Annotated in this window: 12 protein-coding genes; 4 read left to right on the plus strand and 8 right to left on the minus strand. The window is 63.0% G+C overall.

What is annotated here, in order from left to right; all coding sequences use genetic code 11:
- Nucleotides 1-4 precede the first annotated feature (4 nt).
- The 3 genes from ligA to smc form a co-directional block, all read right to left on the minus strand.
- Nucleotides 5-2,371 carry an NAD-dependent DNA ligase LigA gene (ligA, locus tag K5Q02_RS18480; protein ID WP_225832947.1) on the minus strand — a complete coding sequence of 789 codons (2,367 nt, stop codon included), beginning with the start codon at nucleotides 2,369-2,371 and terminating at the stop codon, nucleotides 5-7.
- Nucleotides 2,372-2,470: 99 nt separating this feature from the next.
- Nucleotides 2,471-3,298, minus strand: a complete 828-nt coding sequence (gene zipA / locus K5Q02_RS18485; RefSeq protein WP_225832951.1) for a cell division protein ZipA — start codon at nucleotides 3,296-3,298, stop codon at nucleotides 2,471-2,473.
- Between the two features lie 224 nt (nucleotides 3,299-3,522).
- Nucleotides 3,523-7,011, minus strand: a complete 3,489-nt coding sequence (gene smc / locus K5Q02_RS18490; RefSeq protein ID WP_225832955.1) for a chromosome segregation protein SMC — start codon at nucleotides 7,009-7,011, stop codon at nucleotides 3,523-3,525.
- Nucleotides 7,012-7,283: 272 nt separating this feature from the next.
- Here smc and K5Q02_RS18495 point away from each other — a divergent pair, with 272 nt between their 5' ends.
- Nucleotides 7,284-8,513: an MFS transporter gene (locus tag K5Q02_RS18495; RefSeq protein WP_225832959.1), complete on the plus strand. Its 1,230-nt coding sequence runs from the start codon at nucleotides 7,284-7,286 to the stop codon at nucleotides 8,511-8,513.
- A gap of 154 nt (nucleotides 8,514-8,667) precedes the next feature.
- The gene (guaD, locus tag K5Q02_RS18500; protein ID WP_225832961.1) at nucleotides 8,668-9,975 is read left to right on the plus strand and encodes a guanine deaminase; all 1,308 of its coding nucleotides are present in this window, start codon (nucleotides 8,668-8,670) and stop codon (nucleotides 9,973-9,975) included.
- A gap of 180 nt (nucleotides 9,976-10,155) precedes the next feature.
- Here guaD and K5Q02_RS18505 read toward each other — a convergent pair whose 3' ends face one another.
- From K5Q02_RS18505 to K5Q02_RS18515, 3 genes are read right to left on the minus strand one after another with little or no spacing between them, the layout of a single operon-like run.
- Nucleotides 10,156-10,938 (minus strand): ABC transporter ATP-binding protein, encoded by a 783-nt coding sequence (locus K5Q02_RS18505; RefSeq protein ID WP_225832963.1) that lies wholly within the window; start codon nucleotides 10,936-10,938, stop codon nucleotides 10,156-10,158.
- Nucleotides 10,935-12,017 carry a FecCD family ABC transporter permease gene (locus tag K5Q02_RS18510; RefSeq protein WP_225832967.1) on the minus strand — a complete coding sequence of 361 codons (1,083 nt, stop codon included), beginning with the start codon at nucleotides 12,015-12,017 and terminating at the stop codon, nucleotides 10,935-10,937. The genes K5Q02_RS18505 and K5Q02_RS18510 overlap by 4 nt, the downstream gene beginning before the upstream one ends.
- Complete coding sequence (locus K5Q02_RS18515) at nucleotides 12,010-13,155, minus strand: ABC transporter substrate-binding protein (RefSeq protein WP_225832971.1); 1,146 nt, start codon at nucleotides 13,153-13,155, stop codon at nucleotides 12,010-12,012. Before K5Q02_RS18515 ends, K5Q02_RS18510 begins: the two co-directional genes overlap by 8 nt.
- Nucleotides 13,156-13,382: 227 nt before the next feature.
- Between K5Q02_RS18515 and K5Q02_RS18520 the strand changes: the two genes are divergently transcribed.
- Nucleotides 13,383-14,009 carry a LysE family translocator gene (locus K5Q02_RS18520; RefSeq protein ID WP_225832973.1) on the plus strand — a complete coding sequence of 209 codons (627 nt, stop codon included), beginning with the start codon at nucleotides 13,383-13,385 and terminating at the stop codon, nucleotides 14,007-14,009.
- A 77-nt stretch (nucleotides 14,010-14,086) separates the two neighbouring features.
- On the opposite strand, the gene K5Q02_RS18525 is transcribed toward K5Q02_RS18520, so the two are convergent.
- On the minus strand, nucleotides 14,087-14,536 hold the full coding sequence (locus K5Q02_RS18525; protein WP_225832976.1) for a PA2169 family four-helix-bundle protein: 450 nt from the start codon (nucleotides 14,534-14,536) through the stop codon (nucleotides 14,087-14,089).
- A 179-nt stretch (nucleotides 14,537-14,715) separates the two neighbouring features.
- A complete protein-coding gene (moaA, locus tag K5Q02_RS18530) occupies nucleotides 14,716-15,711 on the minus strand; it encodes a GTP 3',8-cyclase MoaA (protein ID WP_042553208.1) in 996 nt (331 codons plus the stop codon).
- A 374-nt stretch (nucleotides 15,712-16,085) separates the two neighbouring features.
- On the opposite strand from moaA, the gene K5Q02_RS18535 reads away from it, so the two are divergent.
- On the plus strand, nucleotides 16,086-16,499 hold the full coding sequence (locus tag K5Q02_RS18535) for a CopD family protein (protein WP_225832979.1): 414 nt from the start codon (nucleotides 16,086-16,088) through the stop codon (nucleotides 16,497-16,499).
- Nucleotides 16,500-16,525 lie beyond the last annotated feature (26 nt).

Consider the following 16,525-nt stretch of genomic DNA (forward strand, 5'->3'; position numbering starts at 1 on the left):
TAAATCACTCGGTGCCGACGCCGTAATCCGCCAGCCTGGCGATAAAGGTCTGCTCATCGAGCACGGCAACGTTCAGCTCGGTAGCCTTGGCCAGTTTCGAGCCGGCACCGGGGCCGGCGACCACGCAGGTGGTCTTCGCCGATACCGAGCCAGCGACCTTGGCGCCCAGGGCTTCCAGCTTGTCCTTGGCGATATCGCGGCTCATCACTTCCAGGCTGCCGGTGAGCACCCAGGTCTGGCCGGCCAGCGGCAGGCCTTCGACCACCTTCTTCTCGCTTTCCCAGTGCATGCCGAAATCACGCAATTGCGCTTCGATGGCGCGTGCGCGCTCGGCATTTTCCGCTTTGGCAAAGAACTCCCGCACCGATTGCTTGGCCTTCTCGTTGAGCCCCTTCATGGCACTCAGGTCGAGCCAGTCAGCAGCGATCACACCGTCGAGGCTCTTGAAGCGCTCCGCCAGGTTCTTCGCGCCGGTCACTGCAACGAAGGGAATATTCAGCTTGTCGAGCAGCCCGCCCAGCGTGGTGCTGGCCGCGAACTCGGCGGACAGCTCGCCCTGATCCTGAAGTTCCAGGCCACGCTCGAGAAGGTGCTTGATGACGGTCTGGTTGTGCTCGTCCTCGAAGAAGCTGTGAATCTCGTGGGCGACCTCCAGGCCAACATCCGGCAGGTAGGTCAGCACCTCGGGCAGCGCCTGGGTGACGCGTTCCAGCGAGCCCAGAGAGCGGGCTAGCACCTTGGCGGTTTCCTCGCCGACATCGGGAATGCCCAGCGCATAGATGAAGCGTGCCAGGCTCGGTCGCTTGCTGTCGGCGATGGCATCGAGCAGCTTGCGGCTGGACACCTCGGCGAAGCCTTCGAGGCCAACGATCTGTTCGAACTGCAGGGTGTAGAGATCGGCTGGTGAGCCTACCAGGCCTTCGTCCACCAGTTGCTCGACGCTTTTCTCGCCCAGGCCTTCGATGTCCATGGCGCGACGCGAGACGAAATGGATGATCGCCTGCTTGAGCTGAGCCGCGCAGGCCAGGCGCCCAACGCAGCGATAGACCGCGCCCTCGCTGACGGTTTCGCGGCCCTTGCTGCGCTTGATCAACTGAGTGCGCTCCACCGCCGAGCCGCACACCGGGCATTGTTCAGGCACGGCGATCGGGCGGGCATTTTCGGGACGGCGCTCGGTGACGACCTGCATCACCTGCGGGATCACATCCCCCGCGCGGCGAATAATCACCGTGTCTCCGATCATCACGCCGAGGCGCGCGACTTCGTCCATGTTGTGCAATGTCGCGTTAGAAACCGTCACCCCCGCCACCTTGACCGGCTTGAGACGCGCGACGGGCGTCACGGCACCGGTGCGGCCGACCTGGAATTCCACGTCGAGCAGTTCGGTCAGCTCTTCCATGGCGGGAAACTTGTGGGCGATGGCCCAGTGCGGCGTGCGTGCGCGGAAGCCCAGCTGTTGCTGATCTTCGATGTTGTTGACCTTGAACACCACGCCGTCGATGTCATAGGCCAGGCCCATGCGCCGCTCACCGATATCTCGGTAATAGGCCAGGCAGTCTTCGACACCCTTGGCCAGCTTCAACTCGGGGCTGATGGGAATGCCCCAGGTCTTCAGGCGCTGCAGCATGCCGACCTGAGTCGTGGCCGGCTCGGCGCTGTGCTGGCCAAGGCCATAGCAGCAGAACTCCAGCGGGCGGCTGGCGGTGATCTTCGAATCCAGCTGGCGCAGGCTGCCGGCCGCGGCATTGCGCGGGTTGGCGAAGGTCTTGCCGCCAATCTCGGCCTGGCTGGCATTCAGTCGCTCGAAGCCCGCGCGGGAGATGAACACCTCACCACGCACCTCCAGCACATCGGGCCAGCCGCTGCCCTGCAACTTGAGCGGCACGTTGCGGATGGTGCGCACGTTGACGCTGATGTCTTCACCGGTGGTGCCATCCCCACGGGTAGCGCCGCGCACCAGCTTGCCGTCGCGATACAGCAGGCTCACCGCCAGGCCGTCGAGCTTGGGCTCGCAGCTATATTCGACGTCCACGCCACCACCGAACAGATCACCGCCCTGCAGACCGAGACCACTCTGCACGCTGCGATCGAAAGCCCGCAGGTCGTCTTCCTCGAAGGCGTTGCCGAGGCTGAGCATAGGGACTTCATGGCGCACCTCACCAAAGGCGCTGAGCGCTTCGCCACCCACACGCTGGGTCGGCGAGTCCGGCGTCACCAGCTCCGGGTGCTCGGTTTCGAGTGTTTGCAGCTCACGGAACAGTCGATCGTACTCGGCATCCGGAACGCTTGGCTCGTCGAGCACGTAATAGCGGTAGTTGTGCACATCCAGTTCGGTGCGCAGTTCGAGGATGCGTTGGGCGGAGTCTTTCATGCGGTAGTTCTCGACAAGGTACGGCGGCAGTGCAGAAATGAAAAACCCCAAGCCAAGCGCGTGGCTTGTAGCTTGGGGCTTGCAGCTAAAAGCTGCCGTTTAGCGTTTTTGCGTCAACAGTCGGCGCTCATATTCGACGATGCGCTGACGGTAATGCTCGATGGTTTGTGCAGTAAGTACGCTGCGCTGATCGTCTTTCAGCTCGCCGTTGAGCTCGTGAGCCAACTTGCGCGCCGCGGCGACCATCACATCGAAAGCCTGCTTGGGGTGGCGCGGGCCTGGCAAGCCGAGGAAGAAGCTCACCGCACGGGTGCTGAAACCTTCGATGTCGTCCAGGTCAAACGTGCCCGGCTTCAGTGCGTTGGCCATCGAGAACAGCACCTCGCCATTGCCAGCCATGCTTTCGTGACGGTGGAAGATATCCATCTCGCCGAAACGCAGGCCACTTTCCAGAATGTTCTGCAGCAGTGCAGGGACCTTGAAGCCTTGCTCATCGCGAGAAATAACGTTGATCACCAGCACTTCGTCAACCGGCGCCTGATCCTTGTTCACCGTTTTGGCGGACAGGCTGTCGCGACCGCTGTCTTCGTCGTCGACTGGCGTCAGCAACATCGGCACTGGCTCGTCAGCGGCCAGATCCAGATCGCCCTGGCGCGGCTCGCCACGGCGACGGCTGTTGACGTCCCGCGCGCTCAGCGACGGCAGATCGTCCTCGTCCAGCGACGGTTCGTTATTGCGCTCAATCACTCGGGGCGGGCTGAGCAGATCGGGATCACCGTCCTCATCAGGCAAATTGGATACGCTGCGATCCAGCCGGAACTTCAGCTTGCCCTTGCCACCGCGCATCCGCCGCCAACCATCGAAAAGGATGCCGGTGATGACGATGATACCGATGATGATCAGCCACTCGCGTAGACCGAATTCCATGAAATGTCCTGACCCCTAGAGCAAAAATTGATAAAAAAAGGCGTCCTGGCCCGTCTTGATGACCTTGAAACGTGGCGCCAACTCCATGTTCTGAATGGCGTTTTCCCACGTGCAACAAAAGTGGGCGTTAAGCTAGCACGACGAAAGACAACTTTACACCGGCAAACACTGTAAAACCGCCGCTCCCGGCAGTTTTTACGCAACAGAATCTGTGTTGCGACGCTTCAGCTATCCACCATCGCCAATGCCTCCTCCACATCCACCGCCACCAGTCGTGAGCAGCCAGGCTCATGCATGGTCACGCCCATCAACTGATCGGCCATTTCCATGGCGATCTTGTTATGGGTGATGTAGATGAACTGCACGGTTGCCGACATCTCCTTGACCAGCCGCGCATACCGCCCGACGTTGGCATCGTCCAGCGGCGCATCCACCTCGTCGAGCATGCAGAACGGGGCCGGATTGAGCTGGAAAATCGAAAATACCAGCGCCAGCGCCGTCAATGCCTTCTCGCCGCCGGACAGCAAATGGATGGTGCTGTTCTTCTTGCCCGGCGGGCGCGCCATGATGGTCACCCCGGTATCGAGTAGATCTTCGCCGGTGAGTTCCAAATATGCGCTGCCGCCACCGAAAACTTTCGGGAAAAGCGCCTGCAGACCGGCGTTGATCTGGTCGAAGGTTTCCTTGAAACGGTTGCGGGTTTCCCGGTCGATCTTGCGGATGACGTTTTCCAGGGTATCCAGTGCTTCGACCAGGTCGGCGTTCTGGGCGTCCAGGTAGCGCTTGCGCTCGGACTGCTGCTGGTACTCCTCGATGGCCGCCAGGTTGATCGCGCCCAAGCGCTGGATACGTGCCGCCATCTGCTCCAGCGTCTGTTCCCAGGCATTTTCGCTGGCGCCCTCAGGCAGCGTGGCGAGCACCCCATGCAGGTCGTAGCTGTCTTCCAGCAACTGATCCTGCAGGGCCTTGCGGCGTACATTTAGCGACTGCCACTCAAGGCGCTGCTGCTCCAGTTGGCCACGCAACAATTGCGATTGCTGCTCGGCCTGGGTACGGCGCTTTTCAGCATCACGCAGTTCGCGGTCGGCATCTTCAAGGGCCAGCCGCGCCAAACGCAGCTCTTCCTCGACACTCATACGCCGCTCGAGCAGTTCCTCGAGTTTCATGCGCAGCTCTTCCAGCGGGGCGGCGCCCTCTTCCAGATTCAGATCAAGCTGTTCGCGCTTTTCATGCAGGCGCTCGGATTGCAGTTCAAGGCGTTCGAGCGCCTGGCGCGTTGAATCGTGCTGAACGCGTAGCGAGCCCAGGCGCACCGCCAGCTGGTGGGCATGATCCTTGTGCTGGCGGGCGTCCTGACGCACCCGGTCGAGCCGTTCGCGCAAGGCGTCGCGGCTGGCCAGCAGGCTCTCGCGCTGCTCGTTGTCGAGGGCCATGCTGTCCAGCGCATCCTGCAGGTGCAGGCGTGATTCGCCGAGTTGCTCATGCTCCAGAGCACGCTGCTCGGCAAGCTCGTGTTGCTCGGCCTCGATGCGCTGGCGACGCAGCAGTAGTTGCTCGGCCTTGGCCTGACCAGCAGAAAGCTGAGCTTTCAGCTCGCCCAGGCGACGCGCCTGATCCTGCAGCTGACGACGCTGCTGTTCACGTAATTCTTCTGCATCGCGCTGACGCTCGCGCAGCACCAGCAAGCGCTCGTCGAGCAGCGCCAATGCGGCCTCGCGCTCTTCGCGCTCCAGGCCCAGGCTTTCCAGCTCCTGGCCACGTGCGAGCACGCCGCTCTGCGCCTCGCTGGCACGGCGAACGCGCAGAAAATGCCGGCCGACCCAGTAACCATCACGGCTGACCAGGCTTTCGCCGGGCGCGAGGCCTGCGCGCTCTACCAAGGCCTGGTCGAGGTTCTCAACCGGGCGCACGCGACCCAGCCAGGGGGTCAGATCGACCGGTGATTCGATCTTGTCCAGCAGGCTGCCGGGTATTCGCTCGCCATCGCTGCCGGTCGACACCAGGCGCAGCTCACCCTTATCCAGGGAGGAGAAGTCCAGGCCATTGAAATCATCCTGCAGAACGGCCTGCAAATCGGCGCCGAGCACGGTTTCCACGGCCAGTTCCCAGCCGGCTTCCACACGCAGACCTTCGGCCAAGCGTGGGCGCTTGTCCAGGCCATGTTCGCGCAACCACTCTGCCGCGCCGGTGCCGGGATCCAGCGCAGCCTGTTGCAGCGCTTCCAGAGAAGCCAGGCGGCCATTCAGGCGCTGCAGCTCACCCTGAGCCTGCTGCTGGGCCTGGCCTGCATGCTGAAGGTCTTCGCGAAGCTGTTGCAAACCGTCTGCCTGCTCGGTTTCCTGCTCCTGCAACTGTTCCAGATCCAGTTCACCGACGGCGATCTGCTCACCCAACTCGATGATCGCCGCATCTTCGGGGTCGGCGGCCAACTGCTGCAGTTCGTCGACCAGGCGCCGTTGGCGCTCGCTGAGGCGTTCCAGGCTGTGTTCCAGCTGCTGGATGCGCGACTGCTGCACTTCCGCCTGGCGACGGGGCTCGGCGCTGCGTTGGTTGAAGCCGTCCCACTGCTCCTGCCAGCCGTGCATGCCCGTTTCGGCTTCTTCCAGAGCGACGGCAGACTCTTCGGCTGCGGCGGCAGTAATTTCCTGCTCCGGCTCGAGCATGGCCAGTTCTTCGCCCAAGGTCGCCAGTAAAGTGCGGTCATGGCCCAGGTGCGATTCGGTTTCCAGGCGCGTGCGCTCGGCTTCGCGCAGGTCGTCCTGTAACTGGCGCAGGCGCTGCTGGCCATGCTGAATGCTCTGCTCGACACGGGCAATATCGCCGCCCACCGAATAGAAGCGCCCCTGCACCAGGTTGAAACCTTCGGATAGCTCGTGATGACCGTCGCGCAGGCGTTCGATGCTGGCGTCAGCATTGCGCTGCTCGGCAACCAGAGCCTCGAAACCAACTTCCTGGTTACCGATCACCGCCTCGCGCTGGCCAACCTGCTCGTTCAACGCCTGCCAACGCAACGCGGTGAGCTGGGCTTTGAGCTGGCGCTCTTCGGCTTTGTATTCCTGATACTTTTCTGCCGCCTGGGCCTGGCGATGCAAGCGCTCGAGCTGCCGTTCCAGCTCATCGCGCAGGTCGCTCAGACGCGCCAAGTTTTCGTGGGTACGGCGGATGCGGTTCTCGGTCTCGCGGCGGCGCTCCTTGTACTTGGAGATACCCGCGGCTTCCTCGATGAAATTTCGCAGCTCTTCCGGCTTGGCCTCGATCAGCTTGCTGATCATGCCCTGCTCGATGATCGAGTAACTGCGCGGCCCCAGGCCGGTACCGAGGAAGATATCGGTGATGTCGCGACGCCGGCACTTCACGCCGTTGAGGAAATAGGTGTTCTGGCTGTCTCGGGTCACCCGCCGGCGAATGGAGATTTCCGCGAAGGCCGCGTACTCGCCGGTCAGGGTGCCGTCGGAGTTGTCGAAGATCAGCTCGATGCTGGCCTGGGTCACCGGTTTGCGGGTGTTGGAGCCGTTGAAGATGACGTCGGTCATCGACTCGCCACGCAGGTTCTTCGCCGAGCTCTCGCCCATCACCCAGCGCACGGCATCGATGATATTAGACTTGCCGCAGCCGTTTGGCCCGACGACCGCCGCCATGTTGCTCGGGAAATTCACCGTAGTGGGGTCGACGAAGGACTTGAAGCCCGCCAGCTTTATGGACTTCAGGCGCATGCTGGCAAGCCCGCCGTCACGGCAACCAAACAGAGGATCAAGTCAGCGGCGCACAGCGTCATGTAAGTCCTTGAGGCGCAATGCTTTCGAGTGCGTAAAACTGGCCAATCGCCAGAAGGGCCGGGGAGTTTAGCACAGCAGCGCAGGTTGGCTGCGTGCTTGCCCATACATATACGGAACGCCCCATCACCGGCAGCGATCCAATCGCCAAACCAGTGACATTGTCCGGGCGCCTTGCCTTGGCTTTCCATCCCCTCCTCGCGAGATTCATCATGCCGACATACGCATGCGCAGCCAAACTGGATCGTTTGAATTTCTTCCTGGCTGATGTACGCGACGGGCTGGGGCCTTACCTGGCGATCTACCTGTTGACGGTGCATGACTGGAAGGCAGGCGACATCGGCCTGGTAATGGCGCTCGGCGGGCTGGCCGGACTGGCCTCGCAGATACCAGCTGGCGCGCTGGTCGACTGGGCCAAAGACAAGCGCGTGCTGATCGTCATGGCGGCGGCATTGGTGACGTTGTCCTGCCTGGTAGCGCTGTGGCAACCGGGTTTTACCTGGATCGTCATCAGCCAGGTGGCAGCCGGCATGGCCTCCTCGGTTTTTGCCCCCGCGCTGGCCGGCATCACCCTGGGTATCGTCGGCCCGAAAGCGTTTACCCGGCGCATAGCCCGCAACGAATCCTTCAACCATGCAGGCAATGCCACTGCGGCCCTGCTCGCCGGTGCCTTCGCCTACCTGTGGGGCCCAGCGGCGGTGTTTTACCTGATGACCGGCATGGCGCTGCTGAGCATGATTTCGGCCCTCGGCATTCCTCCAAACGCCATCGATGCCGACAGGGCACGCGGACGGCAAGCCGGCGCAGCGCTTACCCCCTTGCGCCACTTGCTGAGCCAGCCACCGTTGGTTCTGCTGGCGCTGAGCTGCGCCCTGTTCCATCTGGCGAACGCCGCCATGCTGCCCTTGGTCGGTCAGAAACTGGCCCTGGCCAACCCGGATCTGGCCACCACGCTTATCTCGGCCTGCATCGTCGCCGCCCAGTTGGTGATGATCCCTGCTGCCATGCTGGTCGGTGCCCGCGCTGACAGCTGGGGCCGCAAGCCGCTGCTGATGACCGGTTTTCTGATCCTGCCGATCCGTGGCGTGCTGTACACGCTCAGCGATGACCCGATCTGGCTGGTCTCGGTACAACTGCTCGACGGCATCGGTGCAGGGCTGTTCGGCGCGCTCATCCCGCTGATGGTGCGCGATCTGACACAGGGCAGCGGCCACTTCAACATCAGCCTGGCTGCGGTGAGCCTGGTGTTCGGCATCGGCGCGGCGCTGAGCAACGGCCTGGCCGGCTACGTGGCAGAAGCCGGCGGGTACGACAGCGCCTTTCTGGTGCTTGCGGCGGTTGCCGGCTGTGCAGCCCTGCTGCTGATGTTCCTGCCGGAAACACTGCGTACGGCCGAGTCGGCGACGCAATCGCTGGATCTATCCCCGCGCGCGGCGTCCTGAGCCCGCCTCCGCCGACATTCTTGTCGGCGGAGGCGTTGTCCCGCAAAATCCCCTTTCACCCCGGCGAGCGCCCCCGCTCAGTGCGCTCGGCCCTGCAGGCTTTCGCCTGCGCGCGATGCCAAGCCCTGCTCCACCGAATTGCAATCGAGGCCCCATGTCCAACGTCACCCACGCCTACCGCGGCGCCATTCTGCAAAGCCTGGCCGATCCGGCCGAAGTCGGTATCGAGGCGTCCTACGCCTATTTCGAGGACGGTATTCTGCTGGTGGAAGACGGCAAGATCCGCGAGGTTGGCCACGCTGCCGATTTGCTGCCACGCCTGAGTGGCGTTGCACTGACGCATTATGAAAACGCGCTGATTACTCCCGGCTTTATCGATACCCATATCCACTACCCGCAAACCGGAATGATCGGCGCCTATGGTGAGCAACTGCTCGACTGGCTGAACACCTACACCTTTCCTACGGAAATGCGCTTCGCCGACAAGGCCCACGCCGATGAGGTGGCGGGCGTGTTCCTAAAAGAGCTGCTGCGCAACGGCACCACTACCGCACTGGTATTCGGCAGCGTGCACAAGCAATCGGTGGATGCACTCTTCGAAGCGGCACAAGCGCTGAACCTGCGCATGATTGCCGGCAAGGTGCTGATGGATCGCAATGCCCCCGAGGCGCTGACCGATAGCGTCGAGTCAGGCTATGCCGACAGCCGTGAACTGATCGAACGATGGCACGGCAAAGGCCGCCTGCACTATGCGGTAACGCCGCGCTTCGCGCCGACCAGCACGCCGGAACAACTGGCCATGGCCGGGCGCCTGCTGCGCGAATACCCGGATCTGTATCTGCACACTCACCTCTCGGAGAATCGCCAGGAGATCGAGTGGGTCAAGGAGCTGTTTCCGGAAAACAGCGGCTACCTGGATGTCTACGACAAGCACCAGTTGACCGGCCCGCGCTCGGTATTCGCTCACTCGGTGCATCTGTGCGACGCGGAATGCGAGCGCCTGGCGCAGACCGGCTCGGCTGTCGCCTTCTGCCCGACCTCCAACCTGTTTCTCGGCAGCGGCCTGTTCGACTTGCGCCGCATGGAACAGCACAAGGTACGCGTCGGCCTGGGCACCGACATCGGCGCCGGCACCAGCTTTTCGCAGCTGCGTTCGCTGAGCGAGGCGTACAAGATCATGCAGTTGCAGGGGCAGAAGCTCGACCCGTTCAAGTCTCTGTACTTGGCGACGCTGGGCAGCGCCCGGGCGCTGTATCTGGACGAGCGCATTGGCAACTTCGCGGCGGGCAAGGAAGCGGATTTCGTGGTGCTCGATTACCAGGCCACGCCGCTGATCGACTATCGCCTCAAGCAGAGCAACACCTTGGCCGAACGGTTGTTCGCCCTGATTACCTTGGGTGACGACCGGGTGATCAAGGAAACCTTCGCCGCCGGGCAGAGCGTGCACAGCCGCGATAGCTGATTGCGAGCTCCGGCGTTAAGGCGGAAAGCATCGCCGGCAAGCCGGCTCCTACGCGATCGCATGGACTGTAGGAGCCCGCCTGCGGGCGATGCGACGGTAGGCGTTCATCCAGTCAGCAGCATGGCCACCAATCGCCGGCAAGCCGGCTCCTACGGGGCAGTGACGTAATCCTGGGAAGGACTACGCGCCGATCACCGATACCGGGTAGATGGCGGTGAAGGCGCCGTCGTCCACGCTCAGGGTTCGGCAATCGACGCCATACACGGCCGCCAAATGCGCCGGGGTGAGCATTTCTTCGGTGGTGCCGCAGCCGTGTACACGGCCGTCGCGGATCATCAGTGCATCGTCGGCGTAGCGGCTGGCCAGGTTCATGTCGTGGAAGATCGCCAGGGTGACGATGCCTTCGCGGCGGGTATAGGCGCTCACCGCGTCGAGCATGTGCAACTGGTTGGCCAGATCCAGCGCCGAGGTCGGTTCGTCGAGCAGCAGCAGGCGCGGGCGACGCACCAAGGCCAGGGCCAGGGAGATCATCTGCCGCTCGCCACCCGATAACTGCCCCGGCTGCTGCTCGGCGAAACGTTGCAGGCCCAGCAGCTCGAGCACTTCACTGGCCCGTCGCTGGCTGTCCCGCTGGGTGGCCCAGCCGCGTGCACCGCCGTGCTGAGCCAGAAGCAGCAGCTCGTAGGTGGACAGGCGCACGTCGAGATGGGTCAGATCCTGGGCCACGTAACCGATCAGCCGCGCCCGCAGCGCCGGCTCCAGACCGATCAGTTGCGTGCCATCAATGGTCGCCGAGCCTTCGGCACGCAGCAGACCGCACAGGCCTTTCATGAACGTCGACTTGCCCGCACCGTTGGCCCCGAGCAGGGCCAGGGTACGGCCCGCTTCGGCACGTACGGCGAAGTCGTGGATGATCGGCCGGCCGCCAAGGGAAACACGGTAATCCTGACTGACAAAACTCATCGGGACGTCAGCCTCCGGTCACGCAAGATCAGAATGATGAAAAACGGCAGGCCGATCAGCGAGGTAACCATGCCGATCGGCAGCACGGCGCCAGGCACGATCAGCTTGCTCGCCAAGGACGCCAGGGTGACGAAGATGATGCCGCAGGCCAGCGTCACGCCGATGGTGAAGCGCTGATCCTCGCCGACCAGCAAGCGCGCCACATGGGGAGCGACCAGGCCGACGAAACCGATGATGCCGACCACCGAGGTCACGGCACCAGCCAGTAGCGCCGCCAGCACCAGCATCAGGGTGCGCACGCGTTTAACGCGAATCCCGAACACCACCGCCTGCTCGCCGAAGCTACGCAAGGCAGTCAGTGCCCACGCCTGCATCAGCACCAGCGGTAACGCCACCAGCGCGATGGCAGCGCACAACGCGACCTTGCTCCAGGTCACGTGCAGCAAAGAGCCCATCAGCCAGAACACGATGCTCTGCAACTGATCGACGCTGGATACGTACTGCACCAGACCAAGCAGCGAGCTGAACACGAAATGCACCGCAATACCCAGCAGAGTGATCGCCTGCAGGCCGATCTGCCCGCGGGTCAGTAGCAGGATCACGCCAACGGTGAGCAACGAGAACAGGAAGGCGTTGGCCGTCACCACCATCTCGGCACCGAAACCCGGCAGCCATTGCGCCAGGGACAGGTTGAAGGTCAGCGCCAGCGCCGCACCAAAACCGGCAGCCGAAGAAATGCCCAGGGTGAAGGGCTCGGCCAGCGGGTTGTCGAGCACCGTCTGCATGATCAGCCCAGCCAGCGCCAGGCAGGTGCCGGCCAGCACCGCCATCAGCGTCATCGGCATGCGCAGTTCCCAGAGAATGACCCGCGTGGAGGCGTCCACTCGATCCGGAGTGAACAGGCCTTGCACCGCATCGGCGAAACTCAGCGTGCCCGAACCCACCACCAGATCGGCGATGAAGGCGACCAGCGCCACCAGCAACAGGCCCACGAGCAGCAGGCTGCGCTGCCAGACTGCCTTGGCATAACGCTGCTGATAACCGTCGGCAGCCAGCTCGCCCACGGCAGAATCACTCACCGGCAGGCGCCTGACCGAAGAGGATCGCCGGCACTTCGCCAAGGCCAGTCATGCCCAGCAAGGTGCGGGTGCTCGCCGCCGGGTCGAGCCGTTCGGCAGCCTGCGGATAGAAAGCCTGGGCCAGGTACTCGACGGACAGGATGTTCCAGCTGCTGGCGTAAAACTGGTGGTAGACGCCGTACACGCGGTTTTGCTGGGTGGCCTGCAACTGGGCCATGCCCGGACGCTGCAGCAGACGCTGCAGGGAACTGTCGATGGCGGCCTGATCGACCGTAGGGCCGAAGCCGAACGGTGGCGAGATCGAGGTGTTGCCCGGGAACTGGGTGCCGCTCATCACGTAGACGTCGGGCTTCTTGCTGATCACCGTTTCCAATGTCACGTCACCGGTGGCACCCGGCAGCAATTGGCTACCCAGGTTGTCGCCGCCAGCGGCCTGTACCAGCTTGCCCCAGTACACGTCGCCATGGGTGAAGCAGCAACTGGTGGCGCCGCCCTGCCCGGCCTTGGCTTCGACGAACACCAGCGGGCGCTTGCCCTGCTCGGTGATCAGGCGATCAACCAGCGCCAGCCGCGCTTTGTAGAAATCCAGATACTCGGTGGCACGGGCTTCACGGTCGAGCACCTTGCCGAGCAGCGCCACGCTGCGCTGGCTATTGGTGACCGGATCCAAATCGCTGTCGATGTAGATCACCGGAATTTTCAGCGCCGAGAGTTTGCGTTCGACACCCGCGCCTTCAAGGGATTTGCGTGCGCGCAGCTGGAACACCAGCAGATCGGGCTTGCCGGCGACCACGGCTTCCAGGTTCATGTCACCGTCGTCACCGAACTGCATGTCCACGGCTTGCCCGGAACTCTTCGGCCATTGCTTCTGAAAAACCTGCCAGGTGTTGGGATCGGATCGCTTGATGATGTTGTTCCACACCGCGATGCGCTTGAAGGGATCTTCACGGTCGAGCAATGCCAGGCTGAACAGGTCGCGGCCGTCCTGCAGCACGATGCGCTGGGGCTCGTGCTCGATGGTCACTTGACGGCCGGCGAGATCGGTCACGGTGAGCGGATAGTCGGTGGCATGCGCAGCGGCGCTGAGCAGCAGGCAGAGAGCGGCCGTGAGACGGACGAGAGGCGCGGGGATTTTCATGGGGGGGAGAAACCTTTTACTGCGCGATGGAGCAGGCGATGAACGCCAGCAGCGGGAAAAACGGAAATATAGCGTAACAAAGGCTCAGGCCAGCGTCATTAAGAACTATTCTCGATGAACACATTGGTCGCCACTGTGCTGCTAGCTGTACCTGTCGAGCGCCACCTGGCTGAGGTACTGTTTCCTGCAAGCGCCGGAACATCCGGCCTGACTTGCCGAGACCGACAATGCCTTTGGAAACCTGGCTGCTGTTCAGCGGCGCCGCCCTGCTGGTGATCATCATTCCTGGCCCGCTGTCACTGCTGATGGTCAGCAATAGCCTCAATCACGGCCTGCGCCGTTCAGTGCCGTCCATCACCGGTGGCTTACTGGCATCCATCTGCCTGCTGAGTGCTTCATCGCTCGGGCTGGGTGCCCTGCTGCTGGCATCGGAACAGGTATTCAGCCTGCTGAAGATCGTCGGCGCGCTGTACCTTTTCTATCTCGCCTGGCACAGCTGGCGGGCTTCCAGAGAGGCGGCTCAGCCGGTACGCGATGACAGCGTACCGATAGCGCCATCGACCCGCGGGATGTTCTGGAAAGCTTTCGGCCTGGGCGCCAGCAACCCGAAGGACATCCTGTTCTTTGCTGCCTTTCTGCCGCAGTTCATCAGCGCATCGCAGCCGCTGTTCGATCAGTTGCTGGTGTTGATCGCCACCTGGGCGACCCTGGATCTGGCCTGCAAACTGTTCTACGCCCTGAGTGCACGAGGGGCAGCCCGTTATTTGCGCAGCGGCCAGGGTCAGGTGTGGTTCAACCGAGTCAGTGCCGGGTTGTTCGGGGCAGCAGGAAGCGCGGCGCTGCTGAGTCGCTGAGCACTTTCGATCAGGTCGCCGGAATGGCGGGCATAAAAAAGGATGCCCGGGGGCATCCTTCTTTCAACGATTGCAGATCAGCTGGCGCGTGCGGCATCACGCAACGACTTGACCTGATCGTGGTTGCGCTGCACACCTTGCAGCTGTTTTTCCAGAACGCTGCGCACGTTGGCCGGCAGGTCTTTCTCCAGCGCTTCGCGGTAGTTCTTCAGCGCCACGTCTTCGCCGCGCTCGCACTCGTTGAGGATGGCTTCTTCGCTCTTGCCAGTGACCAGCGACTTCAGGTCGACCCAGCCACGGTGCAGGGCACCCGCCACGCTCGAACTGGTTTCCGGATCACCGCCCAGGCCACGTACCAGTTGTTGCAGTTCGGCAGCGGCAGTTGCGCAGTCGTGCGAACGCTGGGTGAAGAAGCTTTTGAGACGCGGCTCTTTCACGTCCTCGGCACACTCGCTGAAGCCCTTCTCACCATCTTTGCTGGTTTCGATCAGGTCGTTCAGTACCGAAATAACGTCTTTGTTATCCACTTTGAATCTCCTCGTAGCTTCAGAAATTAGCCCTGTATGGGCCGCTCCCTTAAGTGGAGTGAGCGCTCGTTGCGGAGGTTCAGGGCAATTTCCGGCGGGGTGCATCGACTGGCATCGAGCAGCTGCAGGCAAAGGCCCGTGCGGCCTGGGCGCGAACCGCTCGTCTGGAGGGCAGGTTCTCAGCCGCCGGTCATGCTCATGAAACGAATCACTTGCACCTGCTCATCGGTCTCGAAGTGGTGGCGTTCAGGCTTGAGCTGCAGGGCCTCGAGCAGCGCGTCGCGCAGCCGCTCGCTGTTGCCGGGGTGGGCGCGCATCAAGGTGCGCAGATCCAGGGCATTGTCATGCCCGAGGCAGAGCACCAGTTTGCCCTCGGCGGTGACCCGCACGCGGTTGCAATCGCCGCAGAAATTGTTGCTGTGCGGCGAGATGAAGCCGACCCGGGTGTCGCTGCCGCTGACCTGCCAGTAACGCGACGGGCCGCCGGTGACATGGCTACTGCGCACCAGCGAATAACGCTCCTCGATGCGCTCGCGCACCACCTCGCTGGAGCAGAAGGTCTGCTCACGCTGATGGCTGACCACGCTGCCCAGGGGCATCTCTTCGATGAAGCTGATGTCCAGGCCGCGGGCCATGGCGTACTCGACCAGGCCAAGCACTTCGTCATCGTTGCGCCCGGTCTGCACCACGCTGTTCAGCTTGATGCGCTTGAAGCCCGCGGCCACCGCGGCGTCGATGCCGGCCAGCACCTGATCGAGCATGTCGCGGCGAGTGAAGCCGGCGAAGCGCTCACGCTGCAGGGAGTCGAGGCTGACGTTGAGGCGGGTGACGCCGGCCGCACGCAAGTCGCCCGCCATGTGCGAAAGCTGCGAACCATTGGTAGTGATCGATAGATCCTCAAGCTCCGGGCGCTCGCCAAGGCGGCGCAACAGGCTGAGCAGATTTTTGCGCACCAAGGGCTCGCCGCCCGTGATGCGGATGCGTTTGACACCCAGCCCGATGAACGCATCGGCCACGGTGTACAGCTCCTCCAGGGTGAGGATCTGCGCACGCGGGGCGAAGACCATGTCTTCGCTCATGCAGTAGGTGCAGCGAAAATCGCAGCGATCGGTCACCGAGAGTCGCAGGTAGGTAATGCGCCGGCCGAAGGGATCGACCAACTGCGTCGTGTTCATGGAGCCCATCTCCCGGCCCTGGGGCCAGCTATTCATGGCTGCCACGTGAGCGGCAGTGCGCAGCCGTCAGGGGCTGCGAAGAGGTGATCAGTTTACCACGCCTGCCCTGTCGACGCGCCGGTCAGCGAGTCACACGCTGTCGCCTCGGACAGCAATACCCACACATTCAGTGACACAACGGGAGCGCGCCAATCCTCGTCCACAAACCACTTTCGCGCCCAACCGCTGCGCTACAGGCCAGGGGTGCTGGGGGTCACAGCCCAAGGCAAGAAACGCCTGCAACCCTGCGAGGCGCTCGGCGGAAAGGTCGAACCCTGTTTCTCGAAGGGGGGTCACACGGACTGACCCGGGACGACTGGCTATGGAGGGCACCGATGCCACTGCTGAAACTGCTGCATTTCACCGCGCTGATCGTCTGGTGCGGCGCCCTGCTCTACCTGCCTGCGCTGATCGCGGCCAGCTGCCGCAAGGCGCATACGGTCGAGCGCCCAGGTCACCCCGAACTCAACCGCACGATCTTCAATCTGGTCGCCACTCCAGCGGCGCTCATCGCCATCGGCAGCGGCACGGCGCTGTTCCTGCGTGACGGTACTTTCGGCATCTGGCTGGTGGCCAAGCTCTCCACCGTGGCGGTGATGGTCATCTGTCACGCGCTGTGCGGGATGCTCATCCTGCTCTGCGAGCGCCACCCACGACCAGGCCTGACCGTCGCCTGCGCAGCACTCGGTGGCATAACGCTGAGCATGATCGCCACCACCCTGTGGCTGGTACTGGCCAAACCCTTCTGAATGAGGAGTCATCCCCCCATGAATGC

Origin of the sequence: Pseudomonas sp. MM211, from assembly GCF_020386635.1 — a bacterium.
Lineage (GTDB): Bacteria > Pseudomonadota > Gammaproteobacteria > Pseudomonadales > Pseudomonadaceae > Aquipseudomonas.

Coding starts and splice junctions, on each gene's coding strand:
- zipA (WP_225832951.1), bottom strand. CDS start 3,298: ATGGAATTCGGTCTACGCGAGTGGCTGATCATCATCGGTATCATCGTC.
- moaA (WP_042553208.1), bottom strand. CDS start 15,711: ATGAACACGACGCAGTTGGTCGATCCCTTCGGCCGGCGCATTACCTAC.
- K5Q02_RS18535 (WP_225832979.1), top strand. CDS start 16,086: ATGCCACTGCTGAAACTGCTGCATTTCACCGCGCTGATCGTCTGGTGC.
- K5Q02_RS18515 (WP_225832971.1), bottom strand. CDS start 13,155: ATGAAAATCCCCGCGCCTCTCGTCCGTCTCACGGCCGCTCTCTGCCTG.
- K5Q02_RS18520 (WP_225832973.1), top strand. CDS start 13,383: ATGCCTTTGGAAACCTGGCTGCTGTTCAGCGGCGCCGCCCTGCTGGTG.
- K5Q02_RS18495 (WP_225832959.1), top strand. CDS start 7,284: ATGCCGACATACGCATGCGCAGCCAAACTGGATCGTTTGAATTTCTTC.
- ligA (WP_225832947.1), bottom strand. CDS start 2,371: ATGAAAGACTCCGCCCAACGCATCCTCGAACTGCGCACCGAACTGGAT.
- smc (WP_225832955.1), bottom strand. CDS start 7,011: ATGCGCCTGAAGTCCATAAAGCTGGCGGGCTTCAAGTCCTTCGTCGAC.
- guaD (WP_225832961.1), top strand. CDS start 8,668: ATGTCCAACGTCACCCACGCCTACCGCGGCGCCATTCTGCAAAGCCTG.
- K5Q02_RS18505 (WP_225832963.1), bottom strand. CDS start 10,938: ATGAGTTTTGTCAGTCAGGATTACCGTGTTTCCCTTGGCGGCCGGCCG.